The sequence below is a fragment of the Stenotrophomonas sp. YJH_SMC_29 genome (assembly GCF_059371235.1).
On sequence record NZ_JCAFUK010000008.1, the window covers coordinates 1 to 19,850 of the forward strand.

At 68.2% G+C, this 19,850-nt stretch carries 17 protein-coding genes; 11 read left to right on the plus strand and 6 right to left on the minus strand.

Annotated features, from left to right (window positions below; translation table 11 throughout):
• Positions 1–174: 174 nt before the first annotated feature.
• Together AC5P9I_RS10310 and AC5P9I_RS10315 are read right to left on the minus strand one after the other, a co-directional pair.
• A complete protein-coding gene (locus tag AC5P9I_RS10310; RefSeq protein WP_049470105.1) occupies positions 175–624 on the minus strand; it encodes a hypothetical protein in 450 nt (149 codons plus the stop codon).
• Positions 625–793: 169 nt separating this feature from the next.
• Positions 794–2,998 (minus strand): TonB-dependent receptor, encoded by a 2,205-nt coding sequence (locus AC5P9I_RS10315; protein ID WP_049470109.1) that lies wholly within the window; start codon positions 2,996–2,998, stop codon positions 794–796.
• Positions 2,999–3,134: 136 nt separating this feature from the next.
• Here AC5P9I_RS10315 and AC5P9I_RS10320 point away from each other — a divergent pair, with 136 nt between their 5' ends.
• Positions 3,135–3,548 (plus strand): MerC domain-containing protein, encoded by a 414-nt coding sequence (locus AC5P9I_RS10320; RefSeq protein ID WP_049470111.1) that lies wholly within the window; start codon positions 3,135–3,137, stop codon positions 3,546–3,548.
• 110 nt (positions 3,549–3,658) lie between these two features.
• Positions 3,659–3,838 (plus strand): 30S ribosomal protein THX, encoded by a 180-nt coding sequence (locus AC5P9I_RS10325; protein WP_004150462.1) that lies wholly within the window; start codon positions 3,659–3,661, stop codon positions 3,836–3,838.
• Positions 3,839–3,971: 133 nt separating this feature from the next.
• Here the strand turns inward: AC5P9I_RS10325 and AC5P9I_RS10330 are convergent, their stop codons facing one another.
• The 3 genes from AC5P9I_RS10330 to AC5P9I_RS10340 form a co-directional block, all read right to left on the minus strand.
• Positions 3,972–5,225, minus strand: a complete 1,254-nt coding sequence (locus tag AC5P9I_RS10330) for an alkaline phosphatase family protein (protein ID WP_049470114.1) — start codon at positions 5,223–5,225, stop codon at positions 3,972–3,974.
• A gap of 105 nt (positions 5,226–5,330) precedes the next feature.
• Positions 5,331–5,822, minus strand: a complete 492-nt coding sequence (locus AC5P9I_RS10335; protein ID WP_049470116.1) for a methylated-DNA--[protein]-cysteine S-methyltransferase — start codon at positions 5,820–5,822, stop codon at positions 5,331–5,333.
• On the minus strand, positions 5,819–7,297 hold the full coding sequence (locus AC5P9I_RS10340) for a DNA-3-methyladenine glycosylase 2 family protein (RefSeq protein ID WP_049470119.1): 1,479 nt from the start codon (positions 7,295–7,297) through the stop codon (positions 5,819–5,821). Before AC5P9I_RS10340 ends, AC5P9I_RS10335 begins: the two co-directional genes overlap by 4 nt.
• A 290-nt stretch (positions 7,298–7,587) precedes the next feature.
• On the opposite strand from AC5P9I_RS10340, the gene AC5P9I_RS10345 reads away from it, so the two are divergent.
• From AC5P9I_RS10345 to ubiM, 4 genes are all read left to right on the plus strand, one after another.
• Positions 7,588–8,751, plus strand: coding sequence for a COG3904 family protein (locus AC5P9I_RS10345; protein WP_049470122.1), 1,164 nt, complete (start codon positions 7,588–7,590; stop codon positions 8,749–8,751).
• A 58-nt stretch (positions 8,752–8,809) separates the two neighbouring features.
• Positions 8,810–9,355: a DUF4019 domain-containing protein gene (locus tag AC5P9I_RS10350; RefSeq protein ID WP_049470125.1), complete on the plus strand. Its 546-nt coding sequence runs from the start codon at positions 8,810–8,812 to the stop codon at positions 9,353–9,355.
• Positions 9,356–9,366: 11 nt separating this feature from the next.
• Complete coding sequence (locus AC5P9I_RS10355) at positions 9,367–9,756, plus strand: MAPEG family protein (RefSeq protein WP_049470127.1); 390 nt, start codon at positions 9,367–9,369, stop codon at positions 9,754–9,756.
• An 80-nt stretch (positions 9,757–9,836) separates the two neighbouring features.
• Positions 9,837–11,015, plus strand: coding sequence for a 5-demethoxyubiquinol-8 5-hydroxylase UbiM (gene ubiM / locus AC5P9I_RS10360; protein WP_130768558.1), 1,179 nt, complete (start codon positions 9,837–9,839; stop codon positions 11,013–11,015).
• 11 nt (positions 11,016–11,026) lie between these two features.
• Here the strand turns inward: ubiM and AC5P9I_RS10365 are convergent, their stop codons facing one another.
• A complete protein-coding gene (locus AC5P9I_RS10365; RefSeq protein ID WP_014036469.1) occupies positions 11,027–11,248 on the minus strand; it encodes an RNA-binding S4 domain-containing protein in 222 nt (73 codons plus the stop codon).
• A gap of 265 nt (positions 11,249–11,513) precedes the next feature.
• Here AC5P9I_RS10365 and AC5P9I_RS10370 point away from each other — a divergent pair, with 265 nt between their 5' ends.
• From AC5P9I_RS10370 to AC5P9I_RS10390, 5 genes are all read left to right on the plus strand, one after another.
• Positions 11,514–13,451 (plus strand): DEAD/DEAH box helicase, encoded by a 1,938-nt coding sequence (locus AC5P9I_RS10370; protein WP_049470132.1) that lies wholly within the window; start codon positions 11,514–11,516, stop codon positions 13,449–13,451.
• A gap of 212 nt (positions 13,452–13,663) precedes the next feature.
• Positions 13,664–16,087 (plus strand): putative bifunctional diguanylate cyclase/phosphodiesterase, encoded by a 2,424-nt coding sequence (locus tag AC5P9I_RS10375; RefSeq protein ID WP_130768557.1) that lies wholly within the window; start codon positions 13,664–13,666, stop codon positions 16,085–16,087.
• Between the two features lie 107 nt (positions 16,088–16,194).
• Complete coding sequence (locus AC5P9I_RS10380; RefSeq protein ID WP_049470136.1) at positions 16,195–17,859, plus strand: sensor domain-containing diguanylate cyclase; 1,665 nt, start codon at positions 16,195–16,197, stop codon at positions 17,857–17,859.
• Positions 17,860–17,893: 34 nt separating this feature from the next.
• A complete protein-coding gene (locus AC5P9I_RS10385; RefSeq protein ID WP_049470139.1) occupies positions 17,894–18,616 on the plus strand; it encodes a pseudouridine synthase in 723 nt (240 codons plus the stop codon).
• 144 nt (positions 18,617–18,760) lie between these two features.
• Positions 18,761–19,831, plus strand: coding sequence for a GGDEF domain-containing protein (locus AC5P9I_RS10390; protein ID WP_049470142.1), 1,071 nt, complete (start codon positions 18,761–18,763; stop codon positions 19,829–19,831).
• Positions 19,832–19,850 lie beyond the last annotated feature (19 nt).

A 19,850-nucleotide genomic window follows, 5' to 3' on the forward strand; every position in this document is an offset into this window, starting at 1 on the left:
GGCGGTTCAGGGAGAATCCGGCGTGGGGACCCAAGCTACTTCTCGGTCGCAAGACCTGGATCCACACGGTCGCCCACGCCGGGCTCTCGGCACCCAAGGTGCCAGATCGGCAAGAGATAAGATCCACGCCATGCGTGGATGACTATCTGGAGCGGATGGGAGCTGGCTAGCGGCTCACTGATCCACCTTTCCAGTTTTCTTCCTGCTCTTGATGAAATCAATGAACCCCTTCTTATGGCCTTCAAAGGCGCGTCTGCCGTACTTACGGTGCTGCGGTTCGAACAGCGCGTAGGCCGCATCAAGGTTTCCGGATTCGAACTCAATCGTTGCGAGGAGCTCGTCCATGTACTCGCTTGAGGCTTCTCCTTGTCCATAAATGTCTCTGGCGACCATCGCCCACGCTCTGGCCTTCTCAAGCTGAGCGGTATCGCGATAGAAGACAGCTATTCCATACGATGCACTTTGGGCGTGGTCATAGGATGACTTGGGCTCTGGAATCATGCCCCAGCTTTCAACGAAGCGATGCTCTGCCTCCGCAATGTCACCGGCCAGCCAAGCGGTTCTCCCGCGTTTGGCGGTTGCAAGGATGCGCTCTTCCAGTTCGGCATCGAGACTCAGGGCCATGCAAATGTTTCCGCTCAGTTTGTCTATTGGATTGACACCGGGCTGAGTCTAGTCGTATAGCAGATGGTGACGCGTCGGTAGTGCGCCGCTTTCACCAGTTCATGCCAAATACGACAAAAAAAGGGGGCCTTTCGGCCCCCTCAGGTAATGTTCCGACGGCGTAGGCCGATCAGAAGAACGCGCGGATGCCGAATGCGACACCACGGCCCGGCAGCGGCGAGTAGTCGCGCAGCAGCGAGGTATGCGGACGCACTTCGCGGTTGGTCAGGTTGCTGCCATCCAGGAACACCTCGTAGCTGTTGCTGGCGTTGCGATCCCAGCGGTAGGCCAGGTGTGCATCGACCAGGGTGTAGCCGTCGCTCGGGGCTTCGTTCTGGGCGACATCCTTCTGGCGGCTGTAGCGGACTGCACCGACCGAGGCACGCCAGCCATCCTTCGACCAGCGCAGGTCGGCGCCGACGCGGGCCGGGGCGATGCGCGGCAGGTAGCCGGTGTTGGCCAGCTCCACCGTGTAGTTGTGGTTGTGGTCGCCGTGCGGCACGGCGATGTCCAGGTTGCGGCTGCCGCTGCCATCCAGCTTGGCCTTCACGTAGTCGCCGAACAGGCGCAGGTCCCAGTCACCGGCGCCGCCCTCGAACAGGTGCACCAGCGCTTCGGCCTCGGCGCCGCGGAACACCGCGTCCTGCTGGGTCCAGGCGCGCACCGGCAGCCCTTCGGTAACGCCGGTGTCGGCCAGGTAGATGAAGTCCTTGAACTTCGTCTGGTAGACCGACGCGGAGAAGTCCAGGCGTTCGCTGTGGGTGTGAATGCCCAGTTCCACGCGCTGGCCGCGCTCGGTCTTCAGGTTGGCATCGCCGATTTCCAGCGAGCGGGTGGCGATGTGCGCGCCGGCGGCATACAGCTCTTCGTTGGTCGGTGCACGCTCGGAGCTGTCCACGCCGATGCGCAGGTCAACCGCATCGTTGAGCTTCCAGATGCCAGCGGCAGACAGGTTGGTGGCGCCGAACGTGCGGCGGCGGTAGTCACCGCTCGGGTCCAGCTTGACCTGATCGTGGCGGCCGCCCAGTTCCAGCTTGAACGGACCGAACTGCTTTTCCTGCAGCACGAACAGGCCGATGTTCTTCGTGCCGGTATCCGGTACGAACGCCTCTTCGCCCTTGGCGCCGAAGTCACTGTTGCCGAACTGCAGGCCGAAGGCGCCGTCCCAGCCGCCGATCTGCTGCTGCACGGCTTCCAGGCGTGCCTCGATGCCGCGGTTGGTGAAGCGGGTCGACGGCGTGCCGGCCTCCAGCTCCACGTGCTCGTAGTCGGTGTAGGCCACGCGCGCGTTGATGTTCTTCAGGAACGAGACCGGGTCGTAGATGCCGGCCTTGGTCTCGAAGCGGTTCTGCACCATGTCGATGCGCACGTCGTGCTCGTCACCGCCTTCCTCTTCATCGCCATGATCGTGGCCGTGGTCATGGTCGTGGTCATCGCCGTCGGCATGCACGTGCGCGCCATTGGGAATGCCGTAGTTGGTGCGGTAGGTGCTGGCCGATACGCCGAAATAGCCGCCGTCGCCCAGCCAGGTCGCACCGACGCCACCGGCGCGGGTACGGATGGAGCTGTTGTCGAGGCGGCCGCGACGCGGTTCTTCGCCTTCGGCCGCTTCATGGTCGTGGTCGTGGTCATGGTGGTCTTCCAGGCTGTCGATCACTGCGTAGCCGGGAATACGGTAGTCATCGCCGTTGCGGACCAGGCCATCCACGTGCAGCACGACGTTGCCGCTGACGCCATCGAGGCGGAACATGCCACTGCGCTCGTTGTTCACCGAGTTACCGCGCAGTTCGGCGCGGCCGCTCAGCGGGCGCTCCGGCAGTTCGCGCGCGATGCGGCCATCGACCACGTTGACCGCGCCGCCGATCGCACCGCTGCCGAACAGCAGGGTGGCCGGGCCTTTCAGGACCTCGATCTGGTCGGCCAGGAACGGCTCGATGCTGGTGGCATGGTCGGCGCTGACGGTGGAGGCATCCATGTTGCCCATGCCATTGGAGAGCACCGCCACGCGTGGGCCCTCCTGGCCGCGGATGATGGGGCGGCCGACACCCGGCCCGAAGAAGGTGCTCTGCACGCCGGGCAGCTTGGCCACGGTATCACCGAGGGTGCCGGCCTTCTGCTCGTCCAGGCGTTCACCGGCCAGAACCTCCACCGGGCGTGCCAGCGATTCGGCGTCGCCCTGCAGCGGCGAAGCGGTGACCTGCACCGACGACAGTTCAGTCAGGTGGCGGTCACGGTGGGAATCGTCTTCGCCGGCGGCGAAGGCAACGGTCGGGAGCAGGGCGGTCAGGGCGAGGGCGAGGGAATGCGGCTTCAACCGCGGGGTACGGGCGGGCATGGGCAGGTCCTTTGTTACAATATATCAATCACGGGGCGCACGAATCCCGTCGATGGGACAGGGGGAGGGGACACCGTGCGGGTCGGGAAGGGATGTTATATTATTCCATAACGATTCGCCGACCCTGCTGGAAGTCATGTCCCTGTCCTCACGAATGCGCCATCTGCTTGACCGTTTCGGTGCCACGGGTTCGATGCTGTGCGCGGTGCACTGCGCGGTCATCCCGGTGCTGCTGGCGGCGGCGCCCTCGCTGGGCCTGTCGTTCTGGCTGAGCGATGGGGTGGAGCAGGGCCTGGTGGTGTTTGTGACCCTGCTCGGGCTGTTCAGCCTGGTCTGGGGCTACCGCCGCCACGGTGCGCTGCGTGCGCTCGGCTTCCTTATCCCCGGCCTGGTCGCGCTGTGGGCCGGCGTGCTGTACGACCCGCTGCACCACAACGCGGTACCGCATGCGGTGGTGATGACCATCGGCGGCCTGCTGGTGGGGGTGGCCCACCTGGTCAACCTGCGCCTCAACCATGGCCACGTGCACGACGCCAGCTGCGCGCACTAGGTGCTCCGTGATAGGATTTTCGATCGTGCGCGGGGGCGCCCAGCAAGGCGGCCCCGCCGAACCCGTGTCAGTACGGGGTAACCAGATTTCACACTTGAGGAGTTGAAGACATGGGTAAGGGTGACCGCAAGACCGCCAAGGGCAAGCGCTACAACGCCAGCTACGGCAACGCCCGTTCGCACACTGCGAGCAAGGTCGCCGTAGGCGCCGCCGCCCCGGTTGCCAAGAAGACCGTGGCCAAGGCTCCGGCGAAGAAGGCCGTTGCGAAGAAGGCCGTCGCCAAGGCCTGATCCGGCCGACCGACCGGTCCACGAAGAACGCGGCGCCTGGCGCCGCGTTTTTTTATGCGCGTTCTTGTAGCGCCGAGCCCATGCCCGGCTGGCCGGAAATGCAGCCGAGCGCGGGCTCGCCGCTACAACCGCATCAGCGCAGGATCTGCTTCAGCGTGTCCGGGTTGCCATCGTTCGGTGCGGCCGGCACCTGCAGCAGATGGGCCAGCAGCGGATAGACGTCCACGTTGTCGAAGCCGTCGATCACCAGGCCCTGGCGGAACGAGGGACCCTTGGCCACGAACACCGCGCGCATGGAAGGCAGGGCATTGTCGTATCCGTGCGAGCCCCGGTCCCGTCTTGCGCGCTTGGCGATCTTCTCCAGGTGCAGCGCGTCCCAGCCCTCATCCATCGCACAGACGATGGCCGGCACCCGCGGATGCGTGCCGTAGTGCCAGCGTGCCGGCAGGTTTTCCTTCTTCCAGCACGCGTAGTGTGCGTGGCGGCCGAGCAGTGCGCGTTCGGCCTCCTTCTCGCGACCGGCCACCGGTACGAAGCCGACCGACTGGCCCTGGCTGACGTTGCGCGCAATCGACGGGTCGGCCATCGATTCGGTGGAAATCACCTGGTCCTCAGGCACGGATGCCATGCCATGGTCGGAGACCACGATCACGTTGGTGGTCGCCGCCAGCCCGCGCTGCTGCAGTCCATCGAGGACCTGGCCGACGATCAGATCGGCGCGTGCGATCGCATCGGCGTACTGCGTCGACTCGGGGCCGTAGTTGTGGCCGGCCTTGTCCACATGCTCCATGTACAGCGTGGTCAGTCGCGGCGCGTCCGCGTCGGTCTGTGCCAGCCAGTCCAGCACGATGCCGGCGCGCTGTTCCAGGGGCTCCGTGGCGTCGTAGACGCGCCACTGGCTCGGGCGCACGCCACGGATCGCCGATTCACTGCCCGGCCACGAGGTCGTTGCAGTGCGCACGCCGACATTCTCGGCACCGACCCAGATCGGTTCGCCGCCCCACCACGCACTGGTGGTGACTGCCTCGCGGTTGCTCAGCTCGAACCGGCCCAGCGCCTCATCGTCCATGCTGTTGTTGACGATGCCGTGGTGGTCAGGGCGCAGGCCGGTGACGATCGTGTAGTGGTTGGGGAAGGTCAGTGAAGGGTAGGACGGCGTCATCCAGCGGGCGCGCACGCCGCCGTCGATCATCCGCTGCAGGTTCGGGGTCAGCCCGCGGTCCAGCGCGTCGGCGCGCAGGCCATCGATGGAGATCAGCAGCAGCTTCGGCGGCGCGGCCGCAGCGACGGACGCAGGGGGAACGGCGGCGGAAGGGGCGGGCGCGGTGCTGCAGGCGGCCAATGGCAGCAGCAGTGCCAGCGAAAAGGTCAGGCGTACGGAAGTCATCCGTGCATGATAAGTCGGTGCAATTACCGGCCCAAGACACGGCGCGCCAGGACCGTCCGGGGTCAGATCCGTTTTTCCACCGGAAAAGGGATCTGACCCCGATGCTCAAGCGAACAGCGGGGCCTGGCGTTGTTCCAGTCGCAGCAGCGCGGCCTTGGTTTCCAGGCCGCCGCCGAAGCCGGTCAGCGCACCGTTGCTGCCGATCACGCGATGGCAGGGCAGGATGATCGGCAGTGGATTGCGGCCGTTGGCCGCGCCCACCGCGCGGGTCGCGCTGGGCTGGCCCAGGTGCTGTGCCAGCTGCAGGTAGCTCCAGGTCTGGCCGAACGGAATCAACGCCAGTGCCTGCCAGACACGCAGCTGGAACGGAGTGCCGCGCGGTGCCAGTCGCAGGTCGAACCGGCGGCGTTCACCGTGCAGGAACTGCAGCAGCTGTTCGCGCGCTTCCGGCAACGCGTCCGGTGCGTAGTGCCAATCATCGCGCCCGCGTGCGGGGTGGCGGTTCTCCGGGAACAGCACATGCGAAAGACCGCGCTCGTCGCCGGCAATGGTCAACACGCCGATCGGGCTGTCGAAACGATCGAACAACAGGGTCATGTCGGTTCTCCAACAAAGGTGCCGGACAGGTGCCACAGGTGCAGCACGGCGTAGGCGCGCCACGGGCGCCACGGTTGCGAGCGCGCTTCGGTCGCACGTTCGCTCAGGCGCTGGCCCCGCGCGTGGCCGAGGACCTGCTGCAGTACAAGATCGCCGGCCGGGAACGCATCGGGCTGGCCGAGCCCGCGCAGGGCGATGTAATGCGCGGTCCACGGGCCGATGCCGGGCAGTGCAACGCAGCGCGCAACGAACTCCTCCACGGCCTGGCCAGGCCCGAAGTCGAGCTGGCCGCTGGCGCAGGCCGCGGCCAGTGCGCGCACGGTGGCCGCGCGGCTGCGGGGCAGGCCGATCGATTCCAGCGGTGCTTCGGCCAGCATCGCAGGTGCCGGGAACTGGCGATCGAATGCCGGGGGCATGCCCGGCAGGTGTGCGCCGTAGGCATCGACCAGGCGCCGCGCGAAGGTGGTGGCCGCGGCCACGCTGACCTGCTGGCCGAGCACGGCACGCACACCCACCTCGAAGCCATCCCAGCCGCCGGGCACGCGCAGCCCGGGCCGTTCGGCGATGCCGCGCGCCAGCAGCGGTTCTTCGGCCAGCGCGGCGTGGACCTGCTGCAGGTCGGCATCCAGATCGAATACGCGACGCACGCGGCGCACGATGTCCGGGATCAGGCGTGGATCGACTGCTCCCAGCTGCAGGCGCAGCTCCGGGCGCTTCGGGTCGGCGGTGACGCGCAGCAGGGTGGGGCGCTCGGGTGTGCCGAGCACGCGCTGGTAGCTGTCCTCGCCGATCAGCTCGATGCCGGGCAGGCTGCGCTTCCGCAGGAAGGCCAGCATGCGCGCAAAATCCAGGGGGGGCCGATAGGCCAGACGCAGTACCAGGCCGTCATCCTCTGCGGCCAACGGCGGGTGCTGGCGACGCAGTGCGCTCGGCGCCATCCCGCAGCCCTGCAGGAAGGCGGTATTGAAACGGCGCAGGCTGTTGTAGCCGGCGGCCAGTGCGACGTCGGTCACCGGCAGCGTGGTTTCGGTCAGCAGCTGCTTGGCCAGCAGCAGGCGGTGGGTGGCATGGAGCTGTCCGGGCGTCGCGCCCAGGTGCTCGACAAACAGGCGCTGCAGCTGGCGCGCGCTGAGTCCGATTTTCCGCGCGAGGTCAGCGACGGCGTGTTCCTGCAGGAATCCACCGTGGATCAGCGCCAGGGCGCGCTGCACGGCCTGCCCGGCCAACGCCTGCTGCGCCTGTGGTGCCAGTTCGGGGCGGCAGCGCAGGCACGGCCGGTAGCCGGCGGCGGAGGCCGCAGCGGCGGTCGGAAAATAGCTGATGTTGCGCGGCTTCGGTGGCGGGGCCGGGCACACCGGGCGGCAGTAGATGCCGGTGCTGCGCACGGCGGTGAAGAACACGCCGTCGAAGCGTGCGTCGCGGGCCAGGCGGGCCCGATCACAGGCGGCAATGTCGAGGGCGAGAGCGGTGTCCATGCCGCCAGTCTAGGCGGGTGCGGGCGGTGATACTCGCCACATTCGGACATGGATGCTGACGCGAGTCAGGCCGGGTTGCATCCCGTGCCCGCAGTGGTGCCGGCCGCTGGCCGTGGTAATGCCGGCCGCTGGCCGGCAGCAGTAACACGGCGTCCTGCGCGGCCGCGCGTGCGTGTCGGCCTCGTTCCACACGCTTTCCCAAGGGTCAGAGGGGGTTCAGTGCCACGCGCTGAATGCGCGCCCCGGGCGGGTAGACTGTGGCTCTTGCCCACGTGAAGACCGGTTGCCCGATGTCCGCCAAACTCCGCTGGTTGCCCCTGTTGTGCCTGGCCCTGGCGGGCTGCAGTCAGCTGGAGAATCCGGGCAACGTAACCGCAGCCGACAAGGCGGCGCGGGCACCGGCCAGCGATGGCGAGAACATGGTGTCGATCAATGCCGCCGACGCACCGCCGCCGCCGGCACCACCGCGCAGCCAGGGTGATCGGCCGTGGCCGCAGGCGCAGCTGGAGAACGGCCGCGCGTGGGTCAGTTGCAGCACCGAGTACGCCGGCGAGGCTGGCGATGGTGCCGAGCTGGAAGGCCTGCAGCGCGAGCAGATCAGCCAGGCCCTGGCACCCTGCGCCGCGCGTGGCCTGGTGCGGGTGCGCTATGCCGGCAAGATCAATCCTGGTTTCGCCGAGATGATGTGGCGGCTGGCGGTGGTCGCCGACCAGCAGAAGATCCACAAGCGCATCCTCGACCTGGATTCCAGTGGCGGCCAGGTGGAATCGGCGATCGTCGCCGGGGACAGCATTGGTGAATCGGGCTGGACCATCTGGGTGCGCGAAGGCTCGATCTGCCACAGTGCCTGCGTGTTCGTGCTGGCCGCAGGTGACAACCGCTTGCTGTCCGGCAAGGTCGGCATCCACCGCATGATGCGCATCAGTTCCAAGGCTACCTCGCGCGCGGAACTCAACCGCGAGCTGCACGAGGTCTACGACAACGTGAAGGATTACCTGCAGCGCAATGGCGTGGCCGTGGGCGTGGCCGACCTGATGATGACCGTGCCCAACCGCAGCCTGCGCCTGCTGACGCCGGAGGAGCTGCGCCAGTTCGGCCTGGACGGCACCAATGCGGTGCAGGACGATCTGGAAAGGATCAAGCAGATGCGTGCCTGTGGCGATGACTTCGTGCAGCGCAAGGATGCCTTCCTGATCGCCTTCGACCAGCAGTGCAAGCGCGACGGCGCCGACATGGAGTCGATCAACAGCTGCGGCCAGGCCCTGAAGCAGCGCTTCGGCTTCCCGGACGCGGTGTGCCCGGAAGAAAGCCCGCTGTCGGAGATCGACGTGGCGACGCTGCCGCCGGCACCGTCGGAGCCGCCGCCGGTGGCCGAGCAGGCGCCAGTGAACACCGCCGCGCCCGCCGCGCAGGCCGATGCGGCAGCGGTGGAGGGCAATGCCCCGGCACGCTGACAGCGTAGTCACCGCGCTGGCGTAGACTGCGGTTCTCTCCAGAAAACCGGCGGTGTCCATGAAGCGCGCGTTCCTGCTGCTGTCCCTGCTGCCCCTGACCGCATTGGCGCAGGCACCTGCGCCGGCCACGCCTGCACCGGCTCCGGCACGCCCGGCCCCGGCCTCGCCGGCAGCCGCGAAACCGGCCACCGCCGGCACACCGGCGCTGACCGCCGCGCAGCAGGCACAGGTGCAGAAACAGGACGCGGAAATGGGCGCGGCTGCCTTGAAGGCGGCGCAGCTGGTCGATGCCAATCGCGCCGGCGAATTGTGGGACGGGGCTTCGGCCGTCGCGCGTCGTGCGGTGCCGAAGGCCGCATTTGTCAGCCAGCTGACCACCGAACGCACGCGCCTGGGGGCGCTGGCCGGCCGTGGCCAGCCGACCATTACCCGGGTCAAGTACAGCGCCGGCGCTGCGGTGCCCGAAGGCCTCTACATCAACGTCAGCTTCCCGACCCGTTTCGCCAACAGCGCGCAGCCGGTGCGCGAGCTGGTCTCGTTCCGCTTCGACGAAGACCAGGTGTGGCGCCTGGCCGGCTACAGCCTGCGCGCGTCGGCGCCCTGAGGAGATGAGCGATGGCAACTGAACTGACAATGCTGGCCTGGTCGATCGTGCTCGGCTTCGTCTACATCTTCGCCACCTCCACCGTGGTCACCCGCGAACGGGGAATGAAGTGGAATGCCTCGGCACGGGATGGCGACGCAAGGCCGCTCAGTCCGCTGGCCGGTCGCCTGCAGCGGGCCCAGGCCAACTTCCTGGAGACGTTCCCATTCTTCGCCGCCGCGGCGATCGCGGTCGTGCTGGCCGGGCGCGGCAACGACACCACCGCGCTGGCCGCGCAGGCCTACTTCTGGGCGCGCGTGGTCTACCTGCCGCTGTACGCCGCAGGCGTGCCCTACGTGCGCAGCCTGGTGTGGCTGGTGTCGCTGCTGTCGATCCTGGCGCTGGTGTTCGCACTGCTGTGATCCGGGCCTGATCCAGATCAAGGCCGCTCAGCTGCGCGGCGCTATGCTGGCGCGGACGGGATCAACGGCAGGAGGCGCGCATGCGCAGGATGGACGTGGTGGTGGTCGGCGCCGGACCGGCGGGCCTGTGTTTCGCGCGTGCGCTGGCGGGCAATGGCCTGCAGGTCGGGCTGGTCGAAGTGCAGCCGCGCCAGGCGCTGGCCGAAGCCGCCTTCGATGGGCGCGAGATCGCGTTGACCCATGCCTCGCGGCAGAGCATGGAGCAGCTGGGGCTGTGGCAGCGCCTGCCGCAGGCCGAGGTCGCTGAACTGCGCGATGCCAAGGTGATGAACGGCAGCTCGCCGTTCGCGCTGACCTTCGCCAGCAGCCAGGTCGACGGCCAGCCGCTGGGCTGGCTGGTACCCAACCATCTGATCCGCCGTGCTGCCTGGGACGCCGTGCAGGGCCAGGATGGCCTGCACCTGTTCGACGGGCGCAAGGTGCTGGGCGCGCAGGCCGATGCGCAGGGCCACGTGGTCACGCTGGACGACGGCAGTACGCTGCACGCGCGGCTGCTGGTCGCGGCCGACAGCCGCTTCTCCGCCACGCGTCGCATGCTCGGCATCGGTGCGCAGATGCGCGACTTCGGCAAGTCCATGCTGGTATGCCGCATGCAGGTCGAGCGCGACCATCACCACGCCGCCTGGGAGTGGTTCGGCTACGGCCGCACGATGGCGCTGCTGCCGCTCAACGCGGGCCAGGCATCGGCGGTGATCACGCTGCCGCCACGGCAGATCGAGGCGCTGCTGGCGATGGACGAGGTGGCTTTCGGTGAGGCCATCAGCGCCTGCTTCGAACACCGCCTGGGCCGGATGCAGCCGGTGGCCACGGCGCAGGCGTATCCGCTGGTGGGGGTGTACGCCCACCGCTTCGTCGGCGAGCGATCGGCGCTGATCGGCGATGCCGCCGTCGGCATGCACCCGGTCACCGCGCATGGCTTCAACCTGGGCCTGGCCAGCGCACAACGACTGGCGCAGGGCATCGTCGAACAGCAGCGCCGCGGTGCCGACATTGCCGCCGCCGGCATGCTGGCCCGCTACCAGCGCGGTCATCGGCTGGCGTCGCGTCCGTTGTACGAAGCCACCAATGCGATCGCCAGCCTGTACACCGACGATCGCCGGCCGGCACGGCTGCTGCGGGCGGCCGGCCTGCGCGTGGCGCAGGGCGTGGCACCGTTCAGGCAGTTGATCGCCACGCACCTGACCCAGCGCGTGGCCTGAACCGCTTCAGCTCAGCCGGCGGCCAGCACGCGGATCTGGCTGTCGGCGAATTCGACCACCTGGCCCGCGCGGATCTTGCAGGCCTTGCGCAGTTCGACTTCGCCGTCGACCCGTACCTGGCCTTCGCTGATGACCATCTTGGCCTCGCCGCCACTGGTGACCAGGTCGGCCAGCTTGAGCAGCTGCTTGAGTTCGACGTAGTCGCCGTCGAGGTCGAATTCGAGAATCTGCATGGAGCGCGTTCCTGGGAGGAGGGCACAGGCCAGCGGCCGGGCCGGGAAGAGGGCGCGTATTGTGCGCCAGCACGGGCCCGACGGCACGTGTGAGGAAAGCTGTATGCCTCGTTCAGCATCAATGCGGTATCATTCCGCTCTGAGCGAGTGAAATCTCCTCCGACCGAGCAGCGCCAGGGCACGCGATAAGAAGGGCGCCCAAAGCGCGGACCATCACCTTTTTTATCGCACTGCCAGGAAGACGGCAGTGCCTTCGGAGTTCCCCATGTCCCAAGATTCCCAAGCGCCGCTGCAGTTCGCGCAGCTCGGCCTGTCCGAGCCCGTGATGCAGGCGGTCACCGCCATCGGCTATGAAACCCCGTCGCCGATCCAGGCCGCTACCATCCCGGCGATGCTGGAAGGCCGCGACGTGCTGGGCCAGGCCCAGACCGGTACCGGCAAGACCGCCGCCTTTGCGCTGCCGGTACTGTCCAACATCGACCTGCAGCAGATCAAGCCCCAGGCCCTGATCCTGGCGCCGACCCGCGAACTGGCCATCCAGGTTGCCGAGGCATTCCAGTCCTATTCGTCGAAGATTCCCGGCTTCCGCGTGCTGCCGGTGTACGGCGGCCAGCCCTACGGCCAGCAGCTGTCGGCCCTGCGCCGCGGTGTGCACATCGTGGTCGGTACTCCGGGCCGCGTGATCGATCACCTGGACCGCAGCACCCTGGACCTGTCCGAGCTGAAGACGCTGGTGCTGGACGAAGCCGATGAAATGCTGCGCATGGGCTTCATCGACGACGTCGAAGCCGTGCTGAAGAAGCTGCCGGAGCAGCGCCAGGTGGCCCTGTTCTCGGCCACCATGCCGCCGCAGATCCGTCGCATCGCGCAGACCTACCTGCAGGACCCGGTGGAAGTGACCATCGCGGCCAAGACCACCACCTCGGCCAACATCCGCCAGCGTTACTGGTGGGTGAGTGGCATGCACAAGCTGGACGCGCTGACCCGCATCCTGGAAGTCGAGCCGTTCGACGCGATGATCATCTTCGCGCGGACCAAGGCCGGCACCGAAGAACTGGCCAGCAAGCTGCAGGCCCGTGGCCTGGCCGCTGCCGCCATCAACGGTGACATGCAGCAGGCCCAGCGTGAGCGCACCATCGCCATGCTGAAGGAAGGCAAGCTGGACATCCTGGTCGCCACCGACGTGGCCGCCCGCGGCCTGGACGTGGAGCGCATCAGCCACGTGCTGAACTACGACATCCCGTACGACACCGAAAGCTACGTGCACCGCATCGGCCGTACCGGCCGTGCCGGCCGCAGCGGCGAGGCGATCCTGTTCGCGACCCCGCGCGAGAAGGGCATGCTGCGCCAGATCGAGCGCGCCACCCGCCAGCCGATCGAAGAGATGCAGCTGCCGAGCGTGGAAGCGGTCAACGACACCCGCATCAACAAGTTCACCTCGCGCATCAGCGAAACCCTGGGTGCCGGCGGCCTGGACTTCTACCGCCAGCTGCTGGAGCGCTTCGAGAACGAGCAGAACGTGCCGGCCATCGAGATCGCCGCCGCGCTGGCCAAGCTGCTGCAGGGTGACACCCCGTTCCTGCTGCAGCCGCCGGTGCGTGCCCCGCGCGAAGAGCGCGCACCGCGCGAGCGCTTCGACCGTGGCGACCGTCCGGAACGTGGCGATCGCTTCGAGCGCAACGATCGGGGTCCGCGCTTCGAGCGCGGCCCGCGTCGCGACGACGCCGAAGGTGGTTTCGAGCCGCGTCCGCGCCGCGAGGTTCCGCCGCGTGGTGCACCGGAGCAGGGCATGGAGACCTACCGCATTTCGGTCGGCCACCAGCATGGCGTGAAGCCGGCCAACATCGTCGGCGCCATCGCCAACGAAGCCGGCCTGGAAAGCCGCTTCATCGGCCGCATCGACATCCACGACGACTTCTCGCTGCTGGACCTGCCGGCACAGATGCCGCCGGACGTGCTGTCGCACCTGCAGAAGGTCTGGGTGTCCGGCCAGCAGCTGCAGATGCGCGCGCTGGCCCCGGGTGAAGACACCAACCCGGCACCGCGTCCGTTCAAGCCGCGCTTCGACAAGCGTGGCCCGGGCGGCCCGGGTGGCCCCCGTCGCAGCGGGCCGGGTGGCCCGGCTGGCGACCGCGGCGGTGACCGTGACAGCCGCCCGCCGCGTCGTGACGGCTTCAAGCCGCGCGGCCCGCGCAGCTTCTAAGCCGCAGCCGTCCACACCACCGCCAGCCCCCGGGCTGGCGGACAGAAAAAGGGGACGGAGGGGATTAAGTCGTTCTTGGCACAGGCGCATGGCCAGCCAGATACGACTTAATCCCCTCCGTCCCCTTTTTCGCATGGCCCACACATTGCCGGTCCTAGGCTGAGCCGGTTCCTAAGGAGGTTGTCACCGCAGCACATTCAGGGGGATCCGGGATGGGTAGGAGTGGCACGGACCAACACAGCCGACGGGTGCCGATGACCCGGGGGCTGGGACTGCGATTTGCGTTGTTGACGGGCATGGCGATCGGACTGGTCGCTCTGTCCGCCCTGATCCAGGAACTGCAGGCGGCCTCCACTGCCTGGATCGCCGGCCAGGGCTACTGGTCGCGTGGCCAGCAGGATGCCACTGCCGCACTCAGTCGCTACCTGGCGCGCGGCGATGCCCAGGACCTGGACGACGCACGCCAGGCCCTGCAGGTGCCGTTGGGCGACCTGCAGGCGCGACTGGCGCTGGAACAGGCCGAACCGGACGAGGAAAAAGCCAGGCAGGGCTTCCTGCAGGGCGGCAACGCGCGCGCCGACATCCCACGCCTGGTGTTCTCGTTCCGCTACGCGCGCGACATCGGTGCCTTCCGCGAAGCGAGCGCGTTGTGGCGGCAGACCGATGGCGACCTGATGGCGCTGCAGCGACTGATCGATGAACTGCAGCTGCGGCACGACGGCAGCCTGGTGCCCGTTGCCACACGCGACCACTACCTGCAGCAGCTGCGTGACCTGGACCAGCGGATGAAGGTGCAGAGCCAGGCGTTCTCGCAGGCACTGCTGCGGATGGCCACGCTGGTGCGGCTGGCGACCCTGATGGTCGCGGGCCTGTCGGTGCTGGCGATCAGCCTGATGGCGGTCGCCCTGGCGCGCCGCGTCGGCAAGGACCTGACCGAGCACGAGAGCCGTTTCCGCGCAGCGTTCTACCAGGCCAACGTCGGCATGCTCAAGCTCGACACCGAAGGCAAGGTGATCGAGGCCAACCAGGCGATGGCCGATATCCTCGACCATCGCCGCGACGTGCTGCTGCAGCTGTCGCTGGGTGACCTGCTGATGGACGGTGAGCTGGTCATCGACGGAGTGGGGCGCATCGACTGGGACCGCCAGCTGCGGCCGAGCGAACTGCGCTTCCGCCGTCGCGACGGCAGCCTGGTCTGGGGCCGCTGGAGCGGCACCGGGGTGCGCAGCGCCGGGGGCGGGTTGTCGGTGTTCGCCATCATCGAAGACGTCAGCCAGAACCATGCCCTGGCGCGCGAGATCGAACACCACGCCAGCCATGACCCGCTGACGGGCCTGATCAACCGCCGCGAGATCGAGCGGCTGCTGGAACGCGCGCTGCTGCAGGTGCGCAGCGAGGGCGGCACGCATGCGCTGTGCTACATCAACCTGGACCACTTCAAGCTGGTCAACGACAGCTTCGGCCACGCCGCCGGCGACCAGATGCTGCGCAGCTTCGCCGACTACCTGGTGGCGGCGGTGCGCGATGGCGACTGGGTGGGCCGGCTGGGTGCGGACGAGTTCGCGGTGTTCCTTGCCCATGCCGGGCAGGACGAGGCCAAGCGCGTGCTGCAGCGGGTGATCCGCAATCTGGGGCAGGCGACGTTCCCGATCAGCGAGGGCAGCCCGCAGCTGAGCTGCAGCATCGGCGTGGTCGAGGTCAGCGCCGAGGCACCGGATGTGAACTGGTTGATGAGCGCCGCCGACAGCGCCTGCTACGCGGCCAAGCAGGCCGGCCGCAACCGCGTGCACTGCTTCAACGAAGACCGCATGGCACTGGAGGAGCGGCGCCAGGAAGCCGAGCGCCTGCAGGGCGTCAGCCTGGCCATGGCCGAGAACCGCATGGTCCTGTACGCGCAGCGCATCGCCCGCGTCGGCGATCCCAGCTACCTGCACTATGAGGTCCTGGTGCGCATGCGCGGCAGCGATGGCAGCCTGCACCTGCCAGGCCAGTTCATGCCGGCGGTGGAGCGCTACGGAATGGCCGTGGCGCTGGACCGGCACGTGCTCGGCCTGCTGTTCCGGCATCTGCAGGTATGCCCGGCGCACGTGCGGCAGCTGGGACTGTGCAACGTCAACGTGTCGGCGCAGTCGATCGCCGAGCCCGGCTTCCTTGCCTTTGTCTGCGACCTGCTGGAGCGCAACCGCGCGCTGGCCGCCAAGCTGTGCTTCGAGATCACCGAAACGGCGGCGATCAGCAACCTCAGCCAGGCGCGCGCCTTCATCGACGCGGTGAAGGCACGGGGGTGCCGGATGGCCCTGGATGATTTCGGCTCCGGCCTGTCCTCGTTCGGTTACCTGCGCCAGTTGCCGGCCGATATCCTGAAGATCGACGGGGCATTCGTGCGCGACATGGATGCTGATCCGGTCAGCCATGCCACGGTGCGCGCGATCAGTGAGCTGGGGCGCGAGCTGCAGATGGAGGTGGTGGCCGAATGGGTGGAGACCGCCGAAGTGGCCGCCGCATTGACCCGGCTCGGGGTGCAGGGCCTGCAGGGCTATGCGATCGAGCGGCCGCAGCCGCTGGAGCGGATGACCCTGGCCGACCTGCGGCCGGTGCGCCTGGTGGCGGTGAAGGGGCCGCCCGCCGCTGGCTGAACCTGACAGCGACCTTGGTCTACACGTGGGCGGTGGCCGTGGCTGCGATAATGCCCGCCAGGGGCGACGTGCAGTGGGCGCGGGCGTAAGCAGGAAACGGGACTGGCGTGGGCGGCAGGCAGTGGCAGTACGGAACAGGAGCGGTGCTGGTCGTGCTGCTGGTGTGGTTGGCAACGCCGTGGCCGTTGTGGGCCGCCACAGCCGAAGCCGGGCGCGACTATCTGCTGGTCGGTGCAGGCACCGATGAGCCGACCCCGCATCGCGCATGCACGGCGGCCATGCTGGCCGGTTCGCGGCAGCAGGTGCTGGTGCCCGCGCCGCCGGAAGGCTGGTCAGGCCAGCCGCAGGCACTGGACGTGTTCAATGTGTTCGCCGGCGAAGTCCGCGTGCAGCACGGTGATCGCGAAATCTGCGGCAACATGCACGATGCCCGTACCCGAGACTCACGCTTCCGCGCCGGCATCGGGCTGGTGGCGGTGCCGCCGGCGGGCAGCCACGAACCGTTCCGGGTTTCGTGGCAGACACCGCTGAAGGCGCGCTGGGTACCGACCCTGCGGTTGGGGGCGCCCAGCCCGGTGCAGCAGAACGATACCGCCCGCCTGCTGGTGCGCGCGGCCTGCATCGCCGTGGCAATCGCGCTGGCGTTGTCCGCACTGATGGCCTTCCTCACCACCCGCGACCGCAGTTTCCTGGTCTACATCGCCGGTACCACCGTGCTGGTGCTGTGGCAGGCCATCCTCGGGGGGCTGAGCGGCTACCCCGAGCCCTGGCTGCCGGTAGGTGAGCGCAGCGCGTGGTGGCTGCTGGCATTGACCGCGGCGTCCCAGGCGCTGGTGCTGCCGGCGTTGTGGCGCCTGAACGGCGGTGACCGCCTGCTGCCGGGTTCGCGTCCATTGCAGCGGCTGGCGCTGTGGGGACTGCTGCTGCTGGCCGTACTGGTGCCCTGGCTGCCGTGGCGCAGCCTGGCCTGGGTGGCGCAGGGCCTTCAGCTGTCCTACCTGCTGGGCTGTGGCCTGGCGCTGGCAGTCGGGGTGTGGGCGCGGCTGCGCGGCGATCGCTGGGCGCAGGCAGGGCTGGCCGCGCTGGCACCGATGCTGGTACTGATCCTGGCCGATGCCTGCCGCGCCGGGTGGTTGCTGGAATACCGCGTGGAAGCCCTGCAGCTGGCGGTGACCTGGCTGCTGATGATGGCCGCCTATGCGCTGAACCAGCGGCTGGGCCGACTGCGCCAGCAGCGCGATGAACTGCGCCAGCTGGCCGAAACCGATGGCCTGACCGGCCTGCCCAACCGCCGCGCCGGGCTGCAGCAGCTGGCCCAGCACCTGGAGCGGGTGGATCGCGAGCGCGGGCCGCTGGTGATCGGTTTTCTCGACATCGACCTGTTCAAGGACATCAATGACCGCCACGGCCACGGCGTGGGCGACCAGGTGCTGGTGGCGGTGGCGCGTGCGTTGCGGTCCGCGGTCCGCAGCCAGGACCAGGTGGTGCGGATGGGCGGCGAGGAATTCCTGCTGCTGATGCCGGGGATGCCCCGCGAGGCCGCTTCGGCCCGCCTGGATCGCCTGCGCCAGCACATCACCGAGGCCGGTCGGGCGTTGCAGGTGCCCGGGCTGGAGGTGACCGCCAGCATCGGCCTGGCGCAATGGCGGCCGGGCGAGGACGACCTGGCCGCGCTGCTGCGCCGCGCCGACCACGCCATGTACGTGGCCAAGCGCGCCGGCCGCAACCGCGTATTCGACGGCGAAGCGCTCGATCCGCCCGGGCTCGCATGAAGCGCCGCGCGCGGCAATGCCGGATAATGCGCCGATGACCACCCGACTCAACAAACATATCGCCGACACCGGCTTCTGCTCCCGCCGCGAGGCCGATCGCCTGATCGCCGCCCGCCGGGTCACCGTCAACGGCCATCCGGCCGGCACTGGCGCGGTGGTGGGCGAGGACGACAAGGTGCTGGTCGACGGCCAGCCGCTGCGCGCGCGCGTGGCCCGCAAGCCCGGCGCCCGCCGCCACGTCTACATCGCGCTGAACAAGCCGGTCGGCGTCACCTGCACCACCGAAACGTCGGTCAAGGGCAACATCGTCGACTTCGTCGGCCATGAACAGCGCATCTTCCCGATCGGCCGCCTCGACAAGGACTCCGAAGGCCTGATCCTGATGACCAGCAACGGCGACATCGTCAACCAGATCCTGCGTGCCGAGAACGGCCACCAGAAGGAGTACCTGGTGGCGGTGAACAAGCCGGTCACCGATGAGTTCCTGCGCGGCATGGCCCGTGGCGTTCGCATCCACGACCAGATGACGCTGCCGTGCAAGACCTCGCGCATCGCCAAGTTCGGTTTCCGCATCACCCTGCAGCAGGGCCTGAACCGGCAGATCCGCCTGATGGCCGCCGAGTTCGGCTATCGGGTGACCCAGCTGCGCCGCGTCCGCATCGACAACATCAAGATCGGCGCGCTGAAGCCGGGCCAGTGGCGCAACCTGACCGAGCAGGAACTGCAGGGCCTGCTGCCGAAGCAGCTGGACTGGTAACGCGCGGGAGTGCCGGCCGCTGGCCGGCTGCATCCGGCATCGACTGAGCGCGGGATGCCGGCCAACGGCCGGCACCACCCAGGGTGCAGATTGGGGACCGGCATCCGCTAGACTTCGCGGTGACCTGCCGGAACGTGACGCTGCATGATCAAGCCCGACAAGCCTGCCAACGAAGCTCTGAGGCTCGAGGCGCTGTACCGCTACCGCATCCTTGATTCGGAGCGTGAAAAATCCTTCGACGACCTGGTGGTGATCGCCAAGGCGGTCTGTGGCACCTCGATGGCGGCGGTGACCCTGATCGATGTCGAGCGGCAATGGTTCAAGTCGATCCAGGGCATCGATGCGGCAGAAAACCTGCGCAGCGAATCGATGTGCGGCCACGCCATCCTGCAGCCGCAGCAGATCATGGTGGTCGAGGATGCACTGCAGGACATCCGCTTCCACGACAACCCGGTGGTGGTGGGTGATCCGCACATCCGTTTCTATGCCGGTGCGCCGCTGATCAGTTCCGATGGCCTGCCGCTGGGCACGCTGTGCGTGTTCGATGCGCAGCCGCAGCACCTGGCCAGCGACAAGGCCGAGGCGCTGGCTGCGCTGTCGCGGCAGGTGATGCTGGTGATGGAGCTGCGCCGCTTCGCGCTCGACATCCAGAAGCACATGCTGGAACGCGATGACTACGAGCGCCTGCTGTCGGAGTACCAGGACGTGCTGCTGGCGCAGAATGCCGACCTGGCCGCGCAGAGCCGCACCGATGCGTTGACCGGCCTGCCGAACCGCCGCGCGATGGCGGCGGCGCTGGAAGAGGCCGTTGCGCCAAGCGGAGACCTGCCCGGTGTGGCGTGCGTCGCGCTGCTGGACGTCGACCATTTCAAGCACATCAATGACTTCCAGGGCCACGCCACCGGCGACCGCGTGCTGGCCGAGCTGGGCGTGCTGCTGCGCTCGCACTTCGCCGGTCGTGGCATGGCCGCGCGCTACGGCGGCGAGGAGTTCGTGGTGGTGATGCCGGCGACCGACCTGCGCACCGCCGAACTGCAATGCGAATTCCTGCGCCTGGCGGTGGCCGACCTGCCGCTTGGCTTCCCGGTCACGATCAGCATCGGCGTTGCCCAGCACCAGCCAAGAGAGACCGTGGATCAAATGCTGGCACGCGCCGACAAGGCGCTGTACCGGGCCAAGGGCAATGGCCGCAACCGGGTGGAACGGGCGGACTGAATCAGCACCGGCCCACTAC

What these genes read in the sequence shown, in the direction of transcription:
- AC5P9I_RS10345 (WP_049470122.1), top strand. Translation starts at nt 7,588, where the DNA reads ATGTCCGCCAAACTCCGCTGGTTGCCCCTGTTGTGCCTGGCCCTGGCG.
- ubiM (WP_130768558.1), top strand. Translation starts at nt 9,837, where the DNA reads ATGCGCAGGATGGACGTGGTGGTGGTCGGCGCCGGACCGGCGGGCCTG.
- AC5P9I_RS10385 (WP_049470139.1), top strand. Translation starts at nt 17,894, where the DNA reads ATGACCACCCGACTCAACAAACATATCGCCGACACCGGCTTCTGCTCC.
- AC5P9I_RS10315 (WP_049470109.1), bottom strand. Translation starts at nt 2,998, where the DNA reads ATGCCCGCCCGTACCCCGCGGTTGAAGCCGCATTCCCTCGCCCTCGCC.
- AC5P9I_RS10325 (WP_004150462.1), top strand. Translation starts at nt 3,659, where the DNA reads ATGGGTAAGGGTGACCGCAAGACCGCCAAGGGCAAGCGCTACAACGCC.
- AC5P9I_RS10390 (WP_049470142.1), top strand. Translation starts at nt 18,761, where the DNA reads ATGATCAAGCCCGACAAGCCTGCCAACGAAGCTCTGAGGCTCGAGGCG.
- AC5P9I_RS10375 (WP_130768557.1), top strand. Translation starts at nt 13,664, where the DNA reads ATGGGTAGGAGTGGCACGGACCAACACAGCCGACGGGTGCCGATGACC.
- AC5P9I_RS10370 (WP_049470132.1), top strand. Translation starts at nt 11,514, where the DNA reads ATGTCCCAAGATTCCCAAGCGCCGCTGCAGTTCGCGCAGCTCGGCCTG.
- AC5P9I_RS10335 (WP_049470116.1), bottom strand. Translation starts at nt 5,822, where the DNA reads ATGACCCTGTTGTTCGATCGTTTCGACAGCCCGATCGGCGTGTTGACC.
- AC5P9I_RS10330 (WP_049470114.1), bottom strand. Translation starts at nt 5,225, where the DNA reads ATGACTTCCGTACGCCTGACCTTTTCGCTGGCACTGCTGCTGCCATTG.
- AC5P9I_RS10350 (WP_049470125.1), top strand. Translation starts at nt 8,810, where the DNA reads ATGAAGCGCGCGTTCCTGCTGCTGTCCCTGCTGCCCCTGACCGCATTG.
- AC5P9I_RS10340 (WP_049470119.1), bottom strand. Translation starts at nt 7,297, where the DNA reads ATGGACACCGCTCTCGCCCTCGACATTGCCGCCTGTGATCGGGCCCGC.
- AC5P9I_RS10320 (WP_049470111.1), top strand. Translation starts at nt 3,135, where the DNA reads ATGTCCCTGTCCTCACGAATGCGCCATCTGCTTGACCGTTTCGGTGCC.
- AC5P9I_RS10310 (WP_049470105.1), bottom strand. Translation starts at nt 624, where the DNA reads ATGGCCCTGAGTCTCGATGCCGAACTGGAAGAGCGCATCCTTGCAACC.
- AC5P9I_RS10355 (WP_049470127.1), top strand. Translation starts at nt 9,367, where the DNA reads ATGGCAACTGAACTGACAATGCTGGCCTGGTCGATCGTGCTCGGCTTC.
- AC5P9I_RS10365 (WP_014036469.1), bottom strand. Translation starts at nt 11,248, where the DNA reads ATGCAGATTCTCGAATTCGACCTCGACGGCGACTACGTCGAACTCAAG.